The 17,847-nt window shown below is 58.4% G+C and carries 19 protein-coding genes and 1 pseudogene; 16 read left to right on the plus strand and 4 right to left on the minus strand.

Annotated elements, in window-relative coordinates; all coding sequences use genetic code 11:
• Positions 1–6 precede the first annotated feature (6 nt).
• From BLW50_RS29295 to BLW50_RS29370, 16 genes and pseudogenes are all read left to right on the plus strand, one after another.
• Positions 7–492 carry a (2Fe-2S)-binding protein gene (locus tag BLW50_RS29295; RefSeq protein WP_090710478.1) on the plus strand — a complete coding sequence of 162 codons (486 nt, stop codon included), beginning with the start codon at positions 7–9 and terminating at the stop codon, positions 490–492.
• Positions 493–586: 94 nt separating this feature from the next.
• Positions 587–1,102: a MarR family winged helix-turn-helix transcriptional regulator gene (locus BLW50_RS29300; protein ID WP_090710480.1), complete on the plus strand. Its 516-nt coding sequence runs from the start codon at positions 587–589 to the stop codon at positions 1,100–1,102.
• Between the two features lie 1,547 nt (positions 1,103–2,649).
• Positions 2,650–2,907 (plus strand): hypothetical protein, encoded by a 258-nt coding sequence (locus tag BLW50_RS29310; RefSeq protein WP_090710485.1) that lies wholly within the window; start codon positions 2,650–2,652, stop codon positions 2,905–2,907.
• Entirely contained in the window at positions 2,907–3,353 is a 447-nt protein-coding gene (locus tag BLW50_RS29315) for an Rrf2 family transcriptional regulator (RefSeq protein ID WP_090710488.1), read from the plus strand. The genes BLW50_RS29310 and BLW50_RS29315 overlap by 1 nt, the downstream gene beginning before the upstream one ends.
• Before the next feature lie 21 nt (positions 3,354–3,374).
• Positions 3,375–5,033, plus strand: a complete 1,659-nt coding sequence (gene ccoN, locus BLW50_RS29320; protein WP_090710491.1) for a cytochrome-c oxidase, cbb3-type subunit I — start codon at positions 3,375–3,377, stop codon at positions 5,031–5,033.
• Between the two features lie 5 nt (positions 5,034–5,038).
• Complete coding sequence (gene ccoO / locus BLW50_RS29325) at positions 5,039–5,770, plus strand: cytochrome-c oxidase, cbb3-type subunit II (RefSeq protein WP_090710493.1); 732 nt, start codon at positions 5,039–5,041, stop codon at positions 5,768–5,770.
• Between the two features lie 5 nt (positions 5,771–5,775).
• Positions 5,776–5,940, plus strand: coding sequence for a cbb3-type cytochrome c oxidase subunit 3 (locus tag BLW50_RS29330; protein ID WP_090710495.1), 165 nt, complete (start codon positions 5,776–5,778; stop codon positions 5,938–5,940).
• Positions 5,941–5,944: 4 nt separating this feature from the next.
• A complete protein-coding gene (gene ccoP, locus BLW50_RS29335) occupies positions 5,945–6,823 on the plus strand; it encodes a cytochrome-c oxidase, cbb3-type subunit III (RefSeq protein ID WP_090710497.1) in 879 nt (292 codons plus the stop codon).
• Positions 6,820–7,020: a hypothetical protein gene (locus BLW50_RS29340; RefSeq protein ID WP_090710499.1), complete on the plus strand. Its 201-nt coding sequence runs from the start codon at positions 6,820–6,822 to the stop codon at positions 7,018–7,020. The genes ccoP and BLW50_RS29340 overlap by 4 nt, the downstream gene beginning before the upstream one ends.
• 11 nt (positions 7,021–7,031) lie before the next feature.
• A complete protein-coding gene (locus BLW50_RS29345; protein ID WP_090710501.1) occupies positions 7,032–7,811 on the plus strand; it encodes a DUF2189 domain-containing protein in 780 nt (259 codons plus the stop codon).
• Positions 7,808–10,039 carry a cation-translocating P-type ATPase gene (locus BLW50_RS29350; RefSeq protein WP_090710503.1) on the plus strand — a complete coding sequence of 744 codons (2,232 nt, stop codon included), beginning with the start codon at positions 7,808–7,810 and terminating at the stop codon, positions 10,037–10,039. Before BLW50_RS29345 ends, BLW50_RS29350 begins: the two co-directional genes overlap by 4 nt.
• The gene (ccoS, locus tag BLW50_RS29355) at positions 10,036–10,245 is read left to right on the plus strand and encodes a cbb3-type cytochrome oxidase assembly protein CcoS (protein WP_090710886.1); all 210 of its coding nucleotides are present in this window, start codon (positions 10,036–10,038) and stop codon (positions 10,243–10,245) included. Before BLW50_RS29350 ends, ccoS begins: the two co-directional genes overlap by 4 nt.
• Positions 10,246–10,249: 4 nt before the next feature.
• On the plus strand, positions 10,250–10,549 hold the full coding sequence (locus tag BLW50_RS31200) for a group III truncated hemoglobin (RefSeq protein WP_244544521.1): 300 nt from the start codon (positions 10,250–10,252) through the stop codon (positions 10,547–10,549).
• The gene (locus BLW50_RS31205; protein WP_244544522.1) at positions 10,550–10,735 is read left to right on the plus strand and encodes a globin family protein; all 186 of its coding nucleotides are present in this window, start codon (positions 10,550–10,552) and stop codon (positions 10,733–10,735) included. It abuts the gene before it with no gap.
• Positions 10,735–11,905: pseudogene (locus tag BLW50_RS29365) on the plus strand (NnrS family protein). Before BLW50_RS31205 ends, BLW50_RS29365 begins: the two are co-directional and overlap by 1 nt.
• Before the next feature lie 148 nt (positions 11,906–12,053).
• Complete coding sequence (locus tag BLW50_RS29370) at positions 12,054–12,428, plus strand: DUF488 domain-containing protein (protein WP_090710505.1); 375 nt, start codon at positions 12,054–12,056, stop codon at positions 12,426–12,428.
• 131 nt (positions 12,429–12,559) lie between these two features.
• On the opposite strand, the gene BLW50_RS29375 is transcribed toward BLW50_RS29370, so the two are convergent.
• The 4 genes from BLW50_RS29375 to BLW50_RS29390 all read right to left on the minus strand — a co-directional run bounded on the left by BLW50_RS29375 (position 12,560) and on the right by BLW50_RS29390 (position 17,831).
• Complete coding sequence (locus BLW50_RS29375) at positions 12,560–13,321, minus strand: Crp/Fnr family transcriptional regulator (RefSeq protein WP_090710507.1); 762 nt, start codon at positions 13,319–13,321, stop codon at positions 12,560–12,562.
• A gap of 773 nt (positions 13,322–14,094) precedes the next feature.
• Entirely contained in the window at positions 14,095–15,198 is a 1,104-nt protein-coding gene (locus tag BLW50_RS29380; RefSeq protein WP_170850456.1) for an aromatic ring-hydroxylating dioxygenase subunit alpha, read from the minus strand.
• 218 nt (positions 15,199–15,416) lie between these two features.
• The gene (locus BLW50_RS29385) at positions 15,417–16,529 is read right to left on the minus strand and encodes a CaiB/BaiF CoA transferase family protein (protein ID WP_090710514.1); all 1,113 of its coding nucleotides are present in this window, start codon (positions 16,527–16,529) and stop codon (positions 15,417–15,419) included.
• A 99-nt stretch (positions 16,530–16,628) separates the two neighbouring features.
• Positions 16,629–17,831 (minus strand): ABC transporter substrate-binding protein, encoded by a 1,203-nt coding sequence (locus BLW50_RS29390; protein WP_090710516.1) that lies wholly within the window; start codon positions 17,829–17,831, stop codon positions 16,629–16,631.
• Between the last annotated feature and the right edge of the window lie 16 nt (positions 17,832–17,847).

Below are 17,847 nucleotides of genomic sequence, written 5' to 3' on the forward strand. Positions count from 1 at the left end.
CATGGAATGAAAACCGTCTTGCGAGTGAATGGAAGGAGCCATGAGGTCGTGATATCGGCCGGTGCCCGCTTGATCGACATCTTGCGCCAACAACTCGGCCTCACAGGAACAAAAGAAGGTTGCCGCTTGGGAGAATGCGGCACATGCACCGTTCTGATTGATCGTCGCCCTCATCTGGCATGCATGACCCTCGCAGCTAAAGTGGACCAGGAGGTGCTCACAATCGAGGGCCTCTCGGACACTTATCTCAAGGTAAAGCAGGCCTTTGCGGACGAGGGCGGGTTCCAGTGTGGTTTTTGCACGCCCGGTCAAATCATGAACGCCGTATTCCTCCTGGAAGCTCAGCCGGAACAAAATGAAGACGAAAGCTGGTTGAGAGAGCAATTGTCTGGAAATATTTGCCGATGCACCGGCTATGCCGGAATTCTCCGGGCAATACTTAAATTACTCCCCCAGACCGGAAGAGATCCCCAGCGCTCAGATCATGAATGAGCGCTATCCACTGATTCCGATTTTTCTCTATGATCCGGATTAACGCAACCGCACGACAAGTAAAAACCTCCTATCAGTACGGTGTTGAGCAATTATGAAGAATACGGCATCTCAATCGGACATTGACCAAGTCAACTCCGAGCCTTTCGACCTAACCAGAAACGTCAATTATCTTTTGCGGCGCGCGCATGCGCGCGCCGATCAGTTATTTGATGGCGCCATGGCCGACCTTGGGCTCACACCAAGACAAGCCGCCCTGCTCTATGGAGTAAAAATCTGTGAAGGAGGTAGTATCAGCGCTTTAACGATTTTTACCGGAATGGACCGGGGGACAGTATCAGAAATGGTTCCGCGACTTATCTCCAGGCGCCTTCTCGAGCGGCGCCCGGCGAAAGAGGATGGACGAGCGATGGCGCTCTACCTTACAGAGCTCGGCTCGGAACTAGTTGATGCTGCCACGGAAAGGACAGCTGCATTACAGGCGAAAGTACTAGCGACACTTCCAAGCGAATACCGAGATCTTTTCATGAAAATGCTTTTGCTGATGGTCGGCCTCGAAGTCCAAACAAGGATCAAGATCGATCCAAACAATCGGGCCGATTCTGAATGACCCATGACGTTGCGCCCCTGCCTTCCAATTTGAAGTAAGCTCCGGCGATCATGGCGAGCGCAACAAATAAAGCGCCACAGGTCGAAAACACGTCCCGAAGCTCACCTGCCCGCTCTCCCAAGCGAGGAGCCTGAACCCTGCTAACCGAACGACGTAGCAGTCGTTTCTTCTGTAGCGGTTTTTTGGTCATTGTCTGAGCAGAGGATGATTCCGGTCCACAAGATAGGGTAGCAGATATCATCCGCTCGCTTGCGGACGAGATCATCCTGATCCTCGTAACGGACAAAATTGAGATTGATGTTCGCGGCGCTCTCGCTGGAATCCCTACGATTTTCGTTCAACCGAAAACCTCGGCCAGACGGATAGTATCGTTCCTAGTAAAGAGGTTGCTCGCCCACGCACCGACGAAACCACCTATCGGACGGAGTTAGCTACCCCGATCAGCTTCCTGTTCAGCTCGGTAATCGATGTGGTTCTCGGCGCGCTGGATTAGCATCTCGCGCTCCACCTGCGGCATCGCCTACCCTCTACTGATCGGCTTTTGTCGATCCCGAAGTCGCCGTCGCACCGATTTCGGGTCTGGCATTTTACCCGCGATTCCCAAAGCCCTTACCACCTGCATCTTCCCACTCATCTTTAATGTCGCCGGTCTCACCATCGCCTATCGCTCGGACTGCGTCTGCACCTGTTGACGCTGTGCCATCAGCACATCACTTGCCGCAGGTTCGCAACGGTCTCTTCTACCGTATGCCGCTTCCTGGCCATCAATATCTTCCTCCATCCAAAAATCATACTTCAGGGAGGACCACTTCAAAGGAGGCAGATCAATTAGGACAGGCAGCGCGCGGAACGCATCAACGCTTTGAGGTAGATATCGGGCGTTTGCACCAACGTATTCAGTCGCAATAGCTCTCAACCAGTTATTTTAGATAGTTACGCTTCCAGTGAACGTGCCAGCGCATCAGATTCGATCGGCCAGTGTTTCCGCCCTTTGCCTTGCTAAAACCATGAGCTGGATTGCTCTCGATCACGCCGAGCTCGACGGCATAAGTCAGTATGCCTCCCAGCAGGCGGGCTTCAGCTCGCAGCCTCCCCGAATCCTGACCGAGTCATTGATTTAGATCAAATATGTCCTGCGGCAATCGGCGACGCATCTGCGACCTTTTTGCGGCTTGGGAGGAGACCGACGAGATGTCATTATAAAGTGGTATATTAAATGCCTATTTAAGCCACCAAGCATGCAGCGGCGGAAGCGATGCAACAAATGCTGACACGGGAAGCTATAAAGTCCCCAGGCGGCCCCTATGATGGTCCACGGCCAACGGCAAGGCCGACAGATCTTTTCGCGCTGCTTCTAGCCGTTCGTGATGTCCCCTATGCGTTTTTAACCGTGCTTTGGCTCGGGGCTTTGATCGGCGTTTCCTTCGTCTCGACGCCGGTCAAATTCCAGGCTTCGTTACTCAATCTGGCGACAGGCCCTCGAGATCGGCAGGGTCACCTTTGCTCTCTTCATCCGTATCGAATGGGGACTATGGGCGCTGGTCGCCTTGAGCATTGCCATTAGCTCCTGGCGCCCGTGGCGTTGGGCGGGCTGCCTGCTGCTGGCGGCACTTCTGGCTACCCAAACATTCTGGCTGCTCCCCATCCTTGACGCACGCGTCAGCGCAATCATCGCCGGTGCGGAAATCCCCAATTCCAATCATCATCTTCTCTACATCGCGACGGAGGCAGCCAAGGCCATGCTGCTTTTCGGGTTATCGCTGGCGTCGCAAATACAGCTGGCGCGTGGCGGAGGGCAAAATTGATGCGGATGACTCTGCACACCGACTATGCCCTTCGCATTCTCATCTTCGTCGCCGCTCGGCCTTCAGGCATCTGCACGGTTAACGATGTCGTGGAAGCTTACGGCCTGTCGCGGCATCACCTTATGAAGGTAGCCCAGCATCTACGCCACCTTGGCTTTATCGAAACGACACGCGGCCGCGCCGGCGGCATTCGCCTGGCGACTGCGCCGGATAAAATCAACATTGGCGCTCTGGTACGGTTGACTGAGAACGATTTTGGACTGGTCGAATGTCTTGAAGCTGGCGGAGGTGCCTGTACCATCTCACCAGCCTGCCGACTGAAGGGCATGTTCGCGGAAGCCCTCGACGCTTATCTCGCCGTGCTCGACCGTTATACTCTAGAACACGTCATGCAAAATCGGACTCTGCTCCGGCGACTGCTAGGTGGGATGTCCGATGCCGCATAACCAGCAAACGGGGAAAATCAGATGATTTCGGGGCTGACAGTTTCGGAGCGGCAATCTGCCCTTATCATTCTCACTGTGATGGCCTTCGTCGGATTGGCGATGGCCATCGTCGGACGCGCTGATCTACTCGGCTACCATGGCGGCATCGTCTTGCTGATCAGCACTGCACTGATCTTCGCCGTGATCGGCCACTACTACGATCCGGAACCGCCAAAGGAACGCTTGGCCGAATATTACGACGACCCGACCAGAGCCGGCATCGTGCTTGCCATGATCTGGGCCGTAGTCGGCATGGCTGTCGGCGTCTGGGTCGCTGCACTGCTCGCCTGGCCTGATATGACATGGGATGTCGGCTGGCTAAGTTTCGGCCGCTTGCGGCCGGTGCACACCTCCGGCGTTATTTTCGGCTTCGGCGGCAATGCGCTCATCGCAACATCCTTCCATGTGCTGCAGCGAACATCACGCGCACGCCTACCCGATCAGCTCAGTCCCTGGTTCGTACTGATCGGTTACAATCTGTTCTGCGTTCTCGCCGCCACCGGCTACCTGATGGGGCTTACCCAGTCGAAGGAATATGCCGAACCGGAATGGTACGCGGACCTCTGGCTCGTGATCGTCTGGGTCGTCTATTTTCTGATCTATCTTCGGACACTGCAGCGGCGGCAAGAACCGCATATCTATGTCGCCAACTGGTATTACATGGCCTTCATTCTGGTCGTGGCGGTTCTGCATATCGTCAACAACCTTGCCGTTCCGGTTTCGCTTGGCCATGCCAAGAGCTATTCCCTGTTCTCGGGCGTGCAGGATGCCATGGTGCAATGGTGGTACGGCCATAATGCCGTCGCCTTCTTTCTCACCGCCGGCTTCCTCGGGATGATGTATTATTACCTTCCCAAGCGCGCGGGGCGGCCGATCTTCTCCTATCGACTGTCGATCATCAGCTTCTGGGGCATCACCTTCATGTATATGTGGGCGGGTTCGCACCACCTGCACTACACCGCTCTGCCACAATGGGTACAGACGCTCGGGATGACCTTCTCGGTTATTCTCCTTGTCCCCTCCTGGGCATCCGCAGGCAATGCACTGGCTACCCTTAACGGCGCCTGGTTCAAAGTGCGCGATGACGCAACGCTGCGCTTCATGATGGTTGCCGCCGTCTTCTATGGTCTCGCCACTTTCGAAGGATCGTTCATGGCGATCCGTGCCGTGAACTCTCTGTCCCATTATACCGACTGGACCATCGGACATGTCCACGGCGGTGCACTCGGCTGGGTGGCGATGATCACCTTCGGCTCGTTCTACGCACTTGTGCCCTGGATGTGGAAACAAGAACGGATGTATTCGCCAAAGCTCGTCGAGGTGCATTTCTGGCTCGCCTTGTCAGGCACCATCATCTACGTCTTCGCGATGTGGAACTCGGGCATCATCCAAGGCCTGATGTGGCGCACCTACAACGAGAACGGCACGCTCGCCTATTCCTTTATCGACAGCCTCGTAGCGATGCATCCCTACTACATCGCCCGCGCCTTCGGCGGCCTCCTCTTCCTCGCCGGAGCCGTGGTCTGCGCTTACAACATCTGGATGACAATCCGGCTGGCAAAAGCCCAAGGCACCACCGACAACAGCAAGGCCGATATTCCCGTGCCGCAACCTGCTGTCGCCCTCCAGGCGGGAGAGTAAGCGCCATGTCAGAGACGCATCGCAAACTGGAACGCAGCGCCATCGGCTTTGTCCTCGCCATCATCGGCGTGTCCGCCATTGGCGGCCTCGTCGAGATCGCACCGCTTTTCACCATCAAGGAAACGGTGGAAACGGCCAAGGACATGCGCGTCTATACGCCGCTGGAAGTGGCCGGACGCAATATCTACATTCGCGAAGGCTGCTATGCCTGCCACAGCCAGATGATCCGCACTCTACGTGACGAGGTCGAGCGCTATGGTCCGTACTCCCTCGCGGTGGAGTCAAAATACGACCATCCGATGCTCTGGGGATCGAAGCGTACCGGCCCCGATCTCGCCAGGCTCGGTAATAAATATTCCGACGCCTGGCATGTCGCGCATCTGATCAATCCGCGCCATGTCGTGCCGCAATCGGTCATGCCTCGCTACGGCTGGCTGATGAAGAACGAATTGCGCGTCGACGATGCCGGCCAGCATCTGGCGGCGCTGCGCGCGGTCGGTGTACCTTACACCGACGAGATGATCGCCAATGGACCGCAGGATGCCTATGGCCAGGCGAATCCCGACAGCGACAAGGCTGCTGGGGTCAGCCAGCGCTATGGCGAGGCGACCAATGTGCGTGTCTTTGACGGCGAGCCCAATCGTCTGACCGAAATGGATGCCGTCGTCGCTTATCTACAAGTGCTGGGGCGCCTCACCGATGCGGCCCACAGGCAAACCGCCTCAACGAAGGAGTAACGGAGATGGATCACGATACCATCGTCGGCTTTTCCAAAAGCTGGGGCTTGTTCTACCTGATCGCCATGGCCATCGGCGTGCTGGTCTATGCCTTGTGGCCATCCAACCGCAAACGTTTCAAACGGGCAAAGAACAGCATTCTCGACACCGACGATCGGCCAAGGAGCTAGAGCGATGGCGCTGGAGAAACTTGATCCCGTCACCGGACGCAAGACGACCGGACATGAATGGAACGGCATCGAGGAACTGGATACCCCGGTTCCGCGCGTTGTTCTGTTCTTCCTCGCCATTTTTACCCTCTTCAGCATCGTCTATTGGATCTTGATGCCGGCCTGGCCAACCTGGACCAGCTATACCAAAGGCCTGCTCGGCAACGATCAGCGCGAGATTCTCGCAGAGCAGCTCAAGACCGCGGCGGCGGACAGATCGGTTTGGATGGACAAGGTCGCTAAGGCGAGCTTCGCCGAGATCGCCGCCAATCCTGCCCTGATGCGCGATGTGCGCGAAGCCGGTCGCACCTTGTTCGGTGACAATTGCGCCGTCTGCCACGGTGTCAAGGGAACCGGTGGCCCCGGCTTCCCCGATCTCGCCGCGAAGGCATGGTTGTGGGGGGGAGACGCTGCTGCGATCGCAGAAACCATCTCGGTCGGCATCAATTCCAGCGATCCAAAGTCGCGCATGTCGCAAATGCCGGCGTTCGGAAAGACCGCCATGCTCGACAGTGCCAAGATCCGCAGCGTCGTCGCTTTCGTGCGCTCGTTGTCGAACCAGCCTCTCAGCCCTCAGGATAAGGCGCTGGTCGAGGCTGGTCAGAAGGTATTCGCCTCCGACTGCGCCTCATGCCATGGCGACAATGGCATGGGTAAACAGGATCTCGGCGCGCCCAACCTAACCGATGCAACCTGGATTTACGGCGGCGACGAACAAGCGATCACCAACAGCATAAACAACGGCCGGCAAGGACAGATGCCGCATTGGTCGGGCCGGCTCTCGCCTACCGAAATCAAGATTCTCGCTCTCTACGTCGGCACCTTGGGGGAGAAAGCAGAATGAGCCCCAGCACCTTGAGTGGACCACGCCGGAACTGGAAATTGATTTCGCTATTGATCGTCGGCATCAGCATCGCCGTTATGATCGGAGCCAATGCGCATCTGGTTTATGTGGCGATAACTTCGCAAACCGGATGCGTGCCACATGCGAAAGATGCCGGCAGTGACGGCGCTTTTCGCGCCGCCAAATCGGCTTGCTGAGGGAGCGCATCATGGCCACCAACACGACAGGAACCGTCGTCCCGCTCGCAGTGCAAAAACAGCGCAATCTGCCGGCCGGCACCGCTTTCAGCTGGCTCGGCCAGGGGTGGCGCGATCTCTGGACTACGCCTGGTCCGAGCCTCGCCTATGGCTTTGCGGTCTTTCTCGTCTCCCTGGCGATCATCTGGGGCCTGTTCAAGTTCGAACTGGACTACATTCTCTTCCCGGCGCTCGCCGGCTTCATGGTCGTGGGGCCGTTGATCGCCCTCGGCCTCTATGAGAAAAGCCGCGCGATCGAGACCGGCCAGCCAGTCAGCCTCGGCACAATGCTATACGTCAATGCGGCCTCTGGACCCCAGGTCCTCTTCACCGGCGCCATCCTCTGCCTCTTGATGCTGGTGTGGATGCGGGCCGCCGTGTTGATCTACGCGCTATTCTTCGGGCTGGTGGCCTTTCCAGGCTTCAATCACATCGTCCAGATGCTTATCACGACGCCGGAAGGCTGGGGTATGCTGATAGTTGGCACGACCGTCGGCGGCCTGTTCGCCGCCTTTTCCTTCGCCATCAGCGTGTTCGCCGTGCCGATGCTGCTCGACGAGAACACCGATGCGTTCACCGCCATGGGCACAAGTATTTCACTCGTGTGGAACAACCTTCCGGTCATGCTGATGTGGGGGCTGATCGTGCTGGCCCTGTTCCTCGTCAGCTTGGCAACCGCGCTCATTGGCCTGATCATCGTCTTTCCGCTCCTCGGCCACGCCACTTGGCATGCGTATAGAGCGATCAAATGAGCTGCTGCGTCCCACTCGTCCAGGGAGACGTTTCGCCGGGAGCGAACGAGCTACGCCTGGCAAGCCGAGTGCTGGGCGAAGGGCTTTATCAGACCGATCTTTCGGTACCGGGCGTGCACTGCGCCCATTGCATCCGCACAGTGGAAAGCGGGCTGCTACGCCTGCCTGGCGTCGAGGCGGCCAGGGTGAACCTGTCGACCCGGCGCGCCAGCGTGAAATGGCGTGGCGAACAAGCGCCGGACATCATTGAAACCTTGGCAGCGCTTGGCTTCCCCGCCCATGTGTTCGAGGTGGTGGCAGAACAGAAGGATGCGGAACTCGCTCGGCTGATCCGTGCGCTCGCGGTCGCCGGCTTCGCCGCCATGAACATCATGCTGCTCTCGGTGTCGGTCTGGTCCGGAGCCGAGCCCGAAACCCGACAGGCATTTCATTGGATTTCGGCGGCACTCGCCCTGCCCTGTCTCGTATACTCCGGACGGATCTTCTTCGTCTCCGCCTGGAGCGCCTTGAGGAGCGGCCGCACCAATATGGATGTGCCGATTTCGATCGGCGTCAGTCTCGCCTTTGCGTTGAGCCTCTATGATACGATCAATCACGGCACACATGCCTATTTCGATGCGGCAACGTCGCTGATTTTCTTTCTGTTGATCGGCAGGACGCTCGATCACGTGATGCGGGAAAAAGCCCGCGCCGCCGTGCAAGGTCTCATCCGCCTGACGCCTCGCGGGGCCATGGTCCTGCGTGACGACGGGAGCCGAGATTATCTGCCTATCGACGATATAGAGCCTGGGATGCGCATCGCGCTCGCGGCGGGCGATCGGATACCTGTCGACGGAGTCGTGATCGATGGCCGCTCCGAGTTCGATTGCGCCATAGCCACGGGTGAGAGCGTGCCGCGGCCGATGGCGCCCGGCGACGCCATCCAGGCCGGCACACTCAATCTGACCGGCCCCCTGACCATGATCTCCACGGCCCGCGCACAGGACTCCTTTCTGGCCGAAATGGTACGATTGATGGAAGCCGCCGAAGGCGGGCGAGCGGGCTATCGGCGGCTCGCCGACCGGATGGCCGCCCTCTATTCACCAGTTGTCCACACCACGGCATTCCTGACCTTCCTTGGCTGGATGGCGGTGACGGGTGATTGGCACCATGCGATTTCCATTGCCATTGCCGTTCTGATCATCACCTGTCCCTGCGCGCTGGGGTTGGCCGTGCCTATCGTGCAAGTGATGGCGGCCCGGCGCCTGTTTGAAAACGGCATTCTGGTGAAAGACGGTTCCGGCCTCGAGCGGCTGGCAGAGATCGATACGGCGGTCTTCGACAAGACGGGCACGCTGACGACACCCGACGTGCAACTCTGTGAGACGGCTTCGCTCGATCGAAGCATCCTCGCCATCGCAGCGGCGCTCGGCGCCCATTCGAAACATCCGCAGTCACGCGCGCTTTCACTCTTCGCCGACAATGTGGACACACCCGCTCTGTCCGACATCCGTGAACATGCCGGGCTCGGCATCGAAGGTTGGCACGACGGCAAACTCTATCGGCTCGGACGCGGCACCTGGGCAGCGCCGTCGCAACCTGAAACCACCGGCACCGTGCTTTCTGTCGAGGGACACCCGCTTGCCACCTACCGTTTCGAGGAACGACTTCGCCCCGGCGCTCGCGCCGCCATCGACGCGCTACGCGGCGATCGCCTCGAACTGCAGATCCTTTCCGGTGACACCGCGATCGCCGTCGCAACCGTTGCCAATAGCCTCGCCGTTCCAGATCGTGGGGCGGGCTTGCTGCCGGCGGAGAAAGTAGAGCGGCTGATGACCCTCGCCGCTCGTGGACGCAAGGTGCTGATGATCGGTGATGGCCTCAACGATGCGCCCGCGCTCTCCGCAGCATATGTCTCCATGGCGCCGGTGAGCGCGGCCGACGTCGGGCGCAATGCCGCCGATTTCGTCTTTTTGCGCGAAGATTTTGGCGCCGTGCCCCTCGCCTATCGTATCGCCTTAGAGGCTGGCCGGCTGGTGCGGCAGAATTTTGCGCTGGCCATCGCCTACAATGCCATTGCCTTGCCGGTGGCAATCCTCGGCCATGTCACGCCCCTAATAGCGGCTCTTGCCATGTCGCTGTCGTCCGTCCTCGTCGTCGCCAATGCCCTGCGCCTGAAAGGCAAGCCACAGCATGCGCATTCAACATCTCCGCTGATGACCACTGTGCGATGGAGGACCGCCCGATGAGCAGCCTCGTCTTTCTGGTTCCACTCGCCCTTCTGCTCGGCGCCGCCGCACTGGCCGCCTTCTTCTGGTCATTGCGCAACGGCCAATACGACGATCTCGAAGGCGCTGGCGCCCGTATTTTCGTCGACGAAACCGGGGACCGTGCCGACGCCCCCCACAGCCCGCTCACCGCGGAAGCGACAAGCACGACCAACAACAAGGATTAAGATCATGAAGGGACGTCCCGCTCCGACGCGCACTATGACCATCGACGGTCGGCTCATCCCCGATGCCCTGGACGAAACGATGATTCACGCCGTCGTTCACGGCTTCTATAACAATATCCGCAAAGACGAGCTGCTCGGACCGATCTTCAACAGCGCCATCGCGCCCGAAGCCTGGCCGCATCACCTCGCCAAGATGTGCGACTTCTGGTCATCGACCCTGCGGCGCACCAATCGCTACGAAGGACATCCGCTGCGGCCCCATCTGGCTTTGCCCGGGATCGGCGAAGAGCATTTCCGCCGCTAGTTGACGCTGTTCCGCGAAACCGTCCGGGATCTGTGCCCGCCCGATGCCGCGGCGCTGTTCCTCGATCGCGCCTTGCGCATCGCCCATTCGTTCCGGCTCGCCATCGCCTTTCATCACGGCGAGAACGCCATGGAGATGCAGCCGATCCTTGAGGAGTGCCTAGGCCATCAGCCGGGCGTTCCCTGATGCCCGTGCCGCGCGTCAAGTCCGGCAATTATCCCGCCATTCTCTCCTACGGTTTCCGGCCTTTCTTCCTCCTGGGCGCCGCCTATGCCGCGCTCATCATTCTCGTCTGGCTCCCGCTTCTCCATGGTATGCTGCGGACCAACAGCAGCTTCGCCGCTGTAGACTGGCATGTGCACGAGACCTTGTTCGGCTATGTCGCTGCCGTCATCACGGGCTTCCTCTTAACCGCCATTCCCAACTGGACCGGCCGATTGCCGGTGCAAGGCCTACCGCTTCTCGCCCTGGTGCTGTTGTGGCTTACCGGGCGAATCGCTGTGTTCTTTTCGGGCGCGTTCGACTGGATGCTCGCCATGGCGATCGACAGCCTGTTCCTGGCTGCCGTCGCCACGGCCGCCGCGATCGAAATCGTCGCCGGGCGCAACTGGCGCAATCTCATGGTGCTGGTACCCGTGAGTCTTCTGCTCGGCGCCAATGTCCTGTTCCATGTCGAGGTACACGTCCTCGGCACCAGCGATGTAAGCCGGCGGCTGGCCATCGGCGTAATCGTACTTTTGATCATGATTATCGGCGGCCGCGTCATCCTTCACGCGCAACTGGCTCGCGCGCGAGAACCCGGGCCGCCTGCCGGCGCCCTTCGGCCGCTTCGACGGTGTGTCGCTTGCGATGGGCGCGGCCGCATTGACGGCCTGGACATTCATACCGGACCACAAGCTGACCGGCGTTCTGCTGCTCATCGCCGCAAGCCTGCATCTGCTGCGACTTGCTCGCTGGGCGGGCGATCGCACGCTGCGCGATCCCCTGGTGCTGATCCTGCACACCGGCTATCTCTTCGTACCGCTCGGCCTTCTGCTGGCTGGATTCAGCGCGCTGTTCAATGATCGCAGCCAGGACGTGGCCGCGATCCATGTACTCGGCGTCGGCGCCATGGGCACGATGACATTGGCGGTGATGACGCGGGCCACGCTCGGCCATACTGGGCATGCCCTGCGCGCCGACACCTGGACCTGCCTGATCTATACACTCATCATAATCGCCGCCTTGACGCGGCTGTCAGCTACTTTCTGGCCGGCGAATATTTTCCTGCTGCATACAGCCGCCATCCTCTGGTCGTTGGCTTTTCTCGGATTTTGCCTGCGCTATAGTGGTATGCTGTTTCAGCGATACCCATAGGATACCACCGCTCGGCAAGAACTCGGTTTGCCTCATTAAAAAACAAGCTTAGAAACGGCACGATATTATCGCAGCCAAACTACGATGAAAAGAAAGCGGCCAGTGTCACCGCTAAAGCTGAACGGTGATCGACAGTGGAGGAACTCGCATGCCTCCTCAGATACAGATCAAACGCGTTTACGAACCAAAGTCACCAACGGATGGAATACGCGTTCTTGTCGACCGTCTTTGGCCCCGCGGACTGCGAAAAGAAAATGCGTCGCTAGATTTTTGGCTCAAGGACATCGCACCAAGCACGGCGCTCCGCAAATGGTATAATCATGATCCAAAACGGTGGCCTGAATTCAAAGACAGATACAAACACGAGATCTCTCAAAGCCCAGATAAATTAACTTTATTGGCCGAGTTAATAAGCAAAGGCCAAGTGACCCTGCTTTACGCTGCTCATGATGGTCAACACAGTAACGCGGAAGCGCTTCGACAATATTTGATTTCCTCCAGAAATCGGATATCGCACAAATAATAAAGCGAGCAGGTTTATTCGTTCATCCAGGAAGGATCGCAATCTTTTCGAATTCTCTGTGGTCAAACGAAGCATCTGACCGATAATGATCGATTGGACAACGTACTACTCGCTCCCGAAACATACTCCAGTCAGCGTTCACCCGAAGCTTTAGATACTGATGGGTCGACTGCGGTTAAGCTCTGAAGGCGTTCCATTTGAAGGAAGCGAACTCCATCCGGTACAACGACAATCAGCTTTTCGCGCGCAAGATGTGTCATAACGCGGCTAACGGTCTCAATGGTCAAGCCAAGATAGTCGGCAATATCCTGACGAGGCATTGCCAGATGTAGCGTCACCCCCTGCCTGCCAAAGCGCTCGTTCCTTTTCCTCAAGCCCAGAAGAAATGAGACCACTCTCTCTTCGGCGGAACGTCGACCCAAAAGTGCCATCTGCTCATGAGCAAGACTGAGCTCATGACCAGCGTAATCGAGCAACCGGGTCAATAAGGAGGTCTTACGCGAGAGATAAGAAGAAAATGCAGCTTTGTTGAAACGGCAAATGGAAGCCGGCCCCAAGCTTTCGGCTGACACTCCATACTCCAGGTCCGAGGAGAGGCCAAGGAAATCCCCTGGAAGCGCGAAGCCCATAATTTGTCGGCGACCATCGTGAAGAACATTCACCAGCCTGAAGCAACCTGAGGTGACATTGAAAACGCTGTCAACGGCATCGCCTTGGAGAAACAATGCTTGTCTTGGCGCAAATTGTTCCGGGCGGCTGAGGTTTTCAAGCTCATGCAACTCCTCGCGTGAAAGAGCCGCACAAACGCTTATAGACCGCACGGAACATTCGTAGCACCCCGCGTGCGGAGCGCCGCATGGCTGGTCCTTCTGGCTGTCTATTGCGGTTTTCATCGATCAATTCCCGCTGAAAGCGTCCTCAATTTCTTTTAACCACGCATCCACCGATATCGAACCAATTGATATCAATCAATGATTGAACAATTAGGAGACTATGCCAGCCTGCTTCCGGAGGTTTGCGCATCCTGATTGATATAGATCAATGTACACAACTCCTACTCCATTGAATATCCATCGCGAACAATGGAGTAGACAATGGCCTGGACGGCGATTGAACAAATTTATCTGATTGGCGCCATAGCAACATTCTTGACTTTCGCGGGACTGATCATTTTCGCCGATCGCCAAACGAGGCCTTAATCGAGTGGGCTGTCCATATGGAGCCCGACCGGGCCAATGGTTCTAAAAAATGCAAGAGAGCGATCGGCCGGTGCCTATCCGAATCTCGGCGCAGCATCGCTATCCTTTGTCCAACACATATGCCGGCCGGACCTTCGCCGCCTTCCTCGAAGCAATGAAGACCGCACCACGTGAGGAAACGAAACTCGCCCAAAGGGCGCAGGCCCCGGACGAACCCGCCTTGGCCGGTTGCGCAAGCACTACGGCCAACGCATCGCCGAAGTGCGGCGCCACTCACCTGTCACGAGCGAGTAGCGAACGCTATGCGGGACAGAACTCGATGTCGGCGCCAATTTTCGACAGCAACAGTAACTGACTTTCACCATCACCAGTTGGACCGCGGCAATTTGCTCCAACGCCTGGAACGGGCCCATTGGCCAAGCCCTCACCGCTTTCCCCGAAGAGGTGATGCAGCAGACGGGCGGCCGCTACCCCGGATCGGATGCCTCTTGCTCCGCGCGCAACATGCGCTCAAGGATCCGGCGATATTGTGCGGGGCCAGCATCGATCGACAGGAACAGCGGCTTCGGAGCGCCAGGCGCGTTCATGCGCCGTTGCTGCGCCTCGATCACGGGCGCATCTTGCTGCTCGAAAGCGAAGCGCCGCAGCTCGTTCAGGTTCTTCTGGATGCGCAGATCCGTCTCGCCTTGCGTTCTGACATTCCAACGCACGGCGGCAAAGAAATAGTGTGTCGTCTGATCAGTCTCCGGCGTCAGGATATGAGCGCCATAGAAACCCGTCCCCGTCATGCGGTCGCCACCTCGCACTCGCACGCCCGTATCGTTCAACAGATTGGAGGGCGCAGTCCAGCGAATCGCGGTTTCTTTGTCGACGAGCTGTGGCGGGTCGGGCCAGAATTCCGCAAAAATGCCGGGGATCGACGCATCCGCATTGAAACGACTGACGATGATCCCATCGTCCTTGTGTTCGACCTTGATATCCGCCTCGGCCTTCGCTGAATCGCCAAGAATACCATCATGCAGGAAAGCGATGTGGCTGAGATCGAGCAGATTGTCGACGACGAGCGCCGTTTCGGCCTCAAGACGCAAATAATCGCGCTTGCTCATATGACGCTCCTGAGCGCCGTCGAAACAAGCATAATCGGGAACACGCGTCGCATCCGGCTTGCCCTCACCAAGCCACACCCAGACTATGCCGTGCTTTTCGACAACCGGATAGGAAGGAATATCCAGGCGTGCGGTCGGCGCGACGCCGGGCGTATGCGGATTGACGACACAGCGGCCATCATTGTCGAATTCAAGACCGTGATAGCAACAGCGCAGATGGCCGTTCGACAGTAGCCGGCCCATGCTGAGCGGTGCCAGCCGATGCGAGCAGCGATCGGCGATGGCGCGCGCTCCGCCATCATTTCCGCGAAAGAAAGCCAGCGGCTGATTGAGGATAGTGCGCGCCTTGATCTCGCCGGCGGGCAGGTCGCATGACCACCATGCCGCGTACCAGCAATTCTTCAGATAGCGCGCATCGTGCGGCGCGGTCGGCGTTTCCGCGCTAGCGGCTTGCATGACGTTCATGGTCATCTCCTCCTCAGACAGCCTATATCGCGAAGTCCCTCCATCGCGGTTCAGCGCAAACGATAATTTTCAATCAAATTTCTATTGTAGGAAATCCTGGAAGAGGCCCTCCAAGCTGTCAACCAGAAAGCCGTCGTACATCAGGGACTAATACTGATACACGGGCAGGAAGCGACAGCTTCCTGCCGCACTCGTACGCCGCCATCATGGACGGCCGATCACCGCGACCATGCGTGCAAAGCATCTATGAATGACGTGGGCATCTTCGGCGGCGGCAATGGCAATGCGGTCGGCGTTCCAGAAAAACGCGGCGCTGGTGCCGCCTGTTTCACGCCCTGCAGATCGATGTAGCTTCCGCGAGCGCTCAGATGTGGATGTTCCGGCGCTTCACGTAGAGACAGCACCGGCGAGAAACACGCATCCGTCCCTTCGAGAATGGTGCACCATTCAGCACGGCTGCGCTGACGGAAGAGCGTCGCTATGTCCCGCTTCAACGCCGGCCATTGCACCGGATCGTTCTGATTGTTGGTAAAATGCGCCTCCAGGCCGGCGCGTTTGCATAATTCGGCGTAGAATTGCGGCTCCAGCGCTCCGACAGCGACATATTTTCCGTCGGCACATTCATAGGTGCCATAGAAGTGGGCGCCACCATCGAGCAGATTGGCTTCGCGCCGATCAACCCATTGACCCATCGCCTGGAAGGTATGGAAGAGCGAAAGCAGATGGCTGACACCATCGCACATCGCGCAATCGATCACTTGGCCGCGACCGGTTTCGCGGCTTGAGAGAAGAGCCGAGAGAGCGCCGACGACAAGATAAAGAGCGCCACCACCATAATCGCCGACGAGGTTGAGCGGCGGCACCGGGCGGCCCTGCCCCGGGCCAATAGCGCCGAGCGCGCCCGTAATCGCGATGTAATTGATGTCGTGACCTGCCGCCTCGGCGAGCGGCCCCGTCTGGCCCCAGCCGGTCATGCGGCCATACACAAGCTTTGGATTGCGCGCGAGCGCTGTATCGGGGCCAAGACCGAGACGCTCCATCACGCCCGGACGAAAGCCCTCGATTAAAACATTCGCATGTTCCAGCAGAGCCAGCGCCGAAGCGACATCGGCGTCCCGCTTGAGATCCAGCTCGACATAGCGCCGGTTGCGGCTGGTGATGTCGTGCGATTCGCTCGCACCCTTGCCCGGCCGGTCGATGCGCAGCACATCGGCGCCAAGATCGGCCATCAGCATCGCCGCGAATGGGGCAGGCCCAAGCCCGCCAAACTCGACGACCCGGACGCCGGTCAACGGCCCTCGCCGGACGGACGTAGTTGGAGTTTCAGACATGTCATCTCCTCGAAACGCAATCGCGTTCAACATGGCGGGGCTGACGGAACACGCCGAGATCGGACGCAATGTCGTCCGATCTCAGCCCCTACGCTCAGGCTACGGAACCATCATGGTCTCGCCAACGTGGTCCCAGCCGCTGCCATTGAACTTCATCAGCTGCAGCTGCTTGATAGCCGCATAATCGTTCTCGGACGTGTTCAGCGACACGCTCGGCAGGAGCATCGAGATGGGAACGGATTTGAGAGCAGCCGCCTGTTTCAGAAGGTTTTCGCGAGTGAGATCGTCACCACAGGCCTTCAACACCGCGACGACAGATTCAGCCATCGCATATCCGAAAACAACGGTGCTATCGTAAGGGTCCAGCTCAGGGGCATGGGCCTTGAGCGTCGCCATATATTCCTTCACCCCTGCGTCATTGCTCCACCGCTCATCCTGCGGATCCTTGAAATAGGTGGCCGAGATCACACCGACAGCCTTTTCAAGGCCGATCGGCTTGAAGGTGGCGGCGATGGACGCGGACGGAACATCTACAAACTGGATCGGCTTCCAGCCAAGATCATAGACCTTGCGTAGTCCCTGCGCGGCGAATTTCGAAATGCTGGCATGAAAAAGAACATCGGCGCCACTCGCCTTGAGGCTGATGATCTGCGAATCGATCGTCGGATCGGTGACGTCATAGGTGCGTTCGGCAACGATCATCTTATCGACGTTGGGGCCGAGGCCCTTACGGATGCCCTTCTCCGCCTCCCGGCCATATTCGTCGTTTTGATAGATGATGGCGATCTTGGCATCGGGCTTGGTTTCACGGATGTACTGCCCGAACGCTTCGCCGATGCGCGCCGAAGATGCTGTCCATGGCATCGTCCACGGAAACTCCTTCGGATTCAGGAAACGCGCCGCGCCCGACATAATGAAGAGCTGCGGAACTTTCTTGCCGTTCAGATAGGTCTGCACCGCGCTGTTCGGCCCGCTGCCGAGCGATCCGACCATAGCGAGAACCTCGCCGCGCTCGACCAGACGCCGTGTCTGCTCGACGGTTTTCACCGGGCTGAATCCATCGTCCAACGAAATGAGATTAATCTTGCGGCCGTTGACGCCGCCAGCCTCATTGATGCGTTTGATATAAGCCGTCGCCGCCTTGCCGGTAACGCCGAGCGAAGAAGCCGGGCCACTATAGGGCATGGTCTGGCCGAGCTTGATCTCCGTATCGCTGGCGCCCGGGCTATATTTCGGTGCCGCATCGGCCATGGGCATGGCCAGCAGCAAAAGCGCTGCGGCGCTCCACACTGAATTTCTCATCCGTACACTCCCTCTG

The sequence above is a fragment of the Beijerinckia sp. 28-YEA-48 genome (genome assembly GCF_900104955.1).
GTDB lineage: Bacteria > Pseudomonadota > Alphaproteobacteria > Rhizobiales > Beijerinckiaceae > Terripilifer.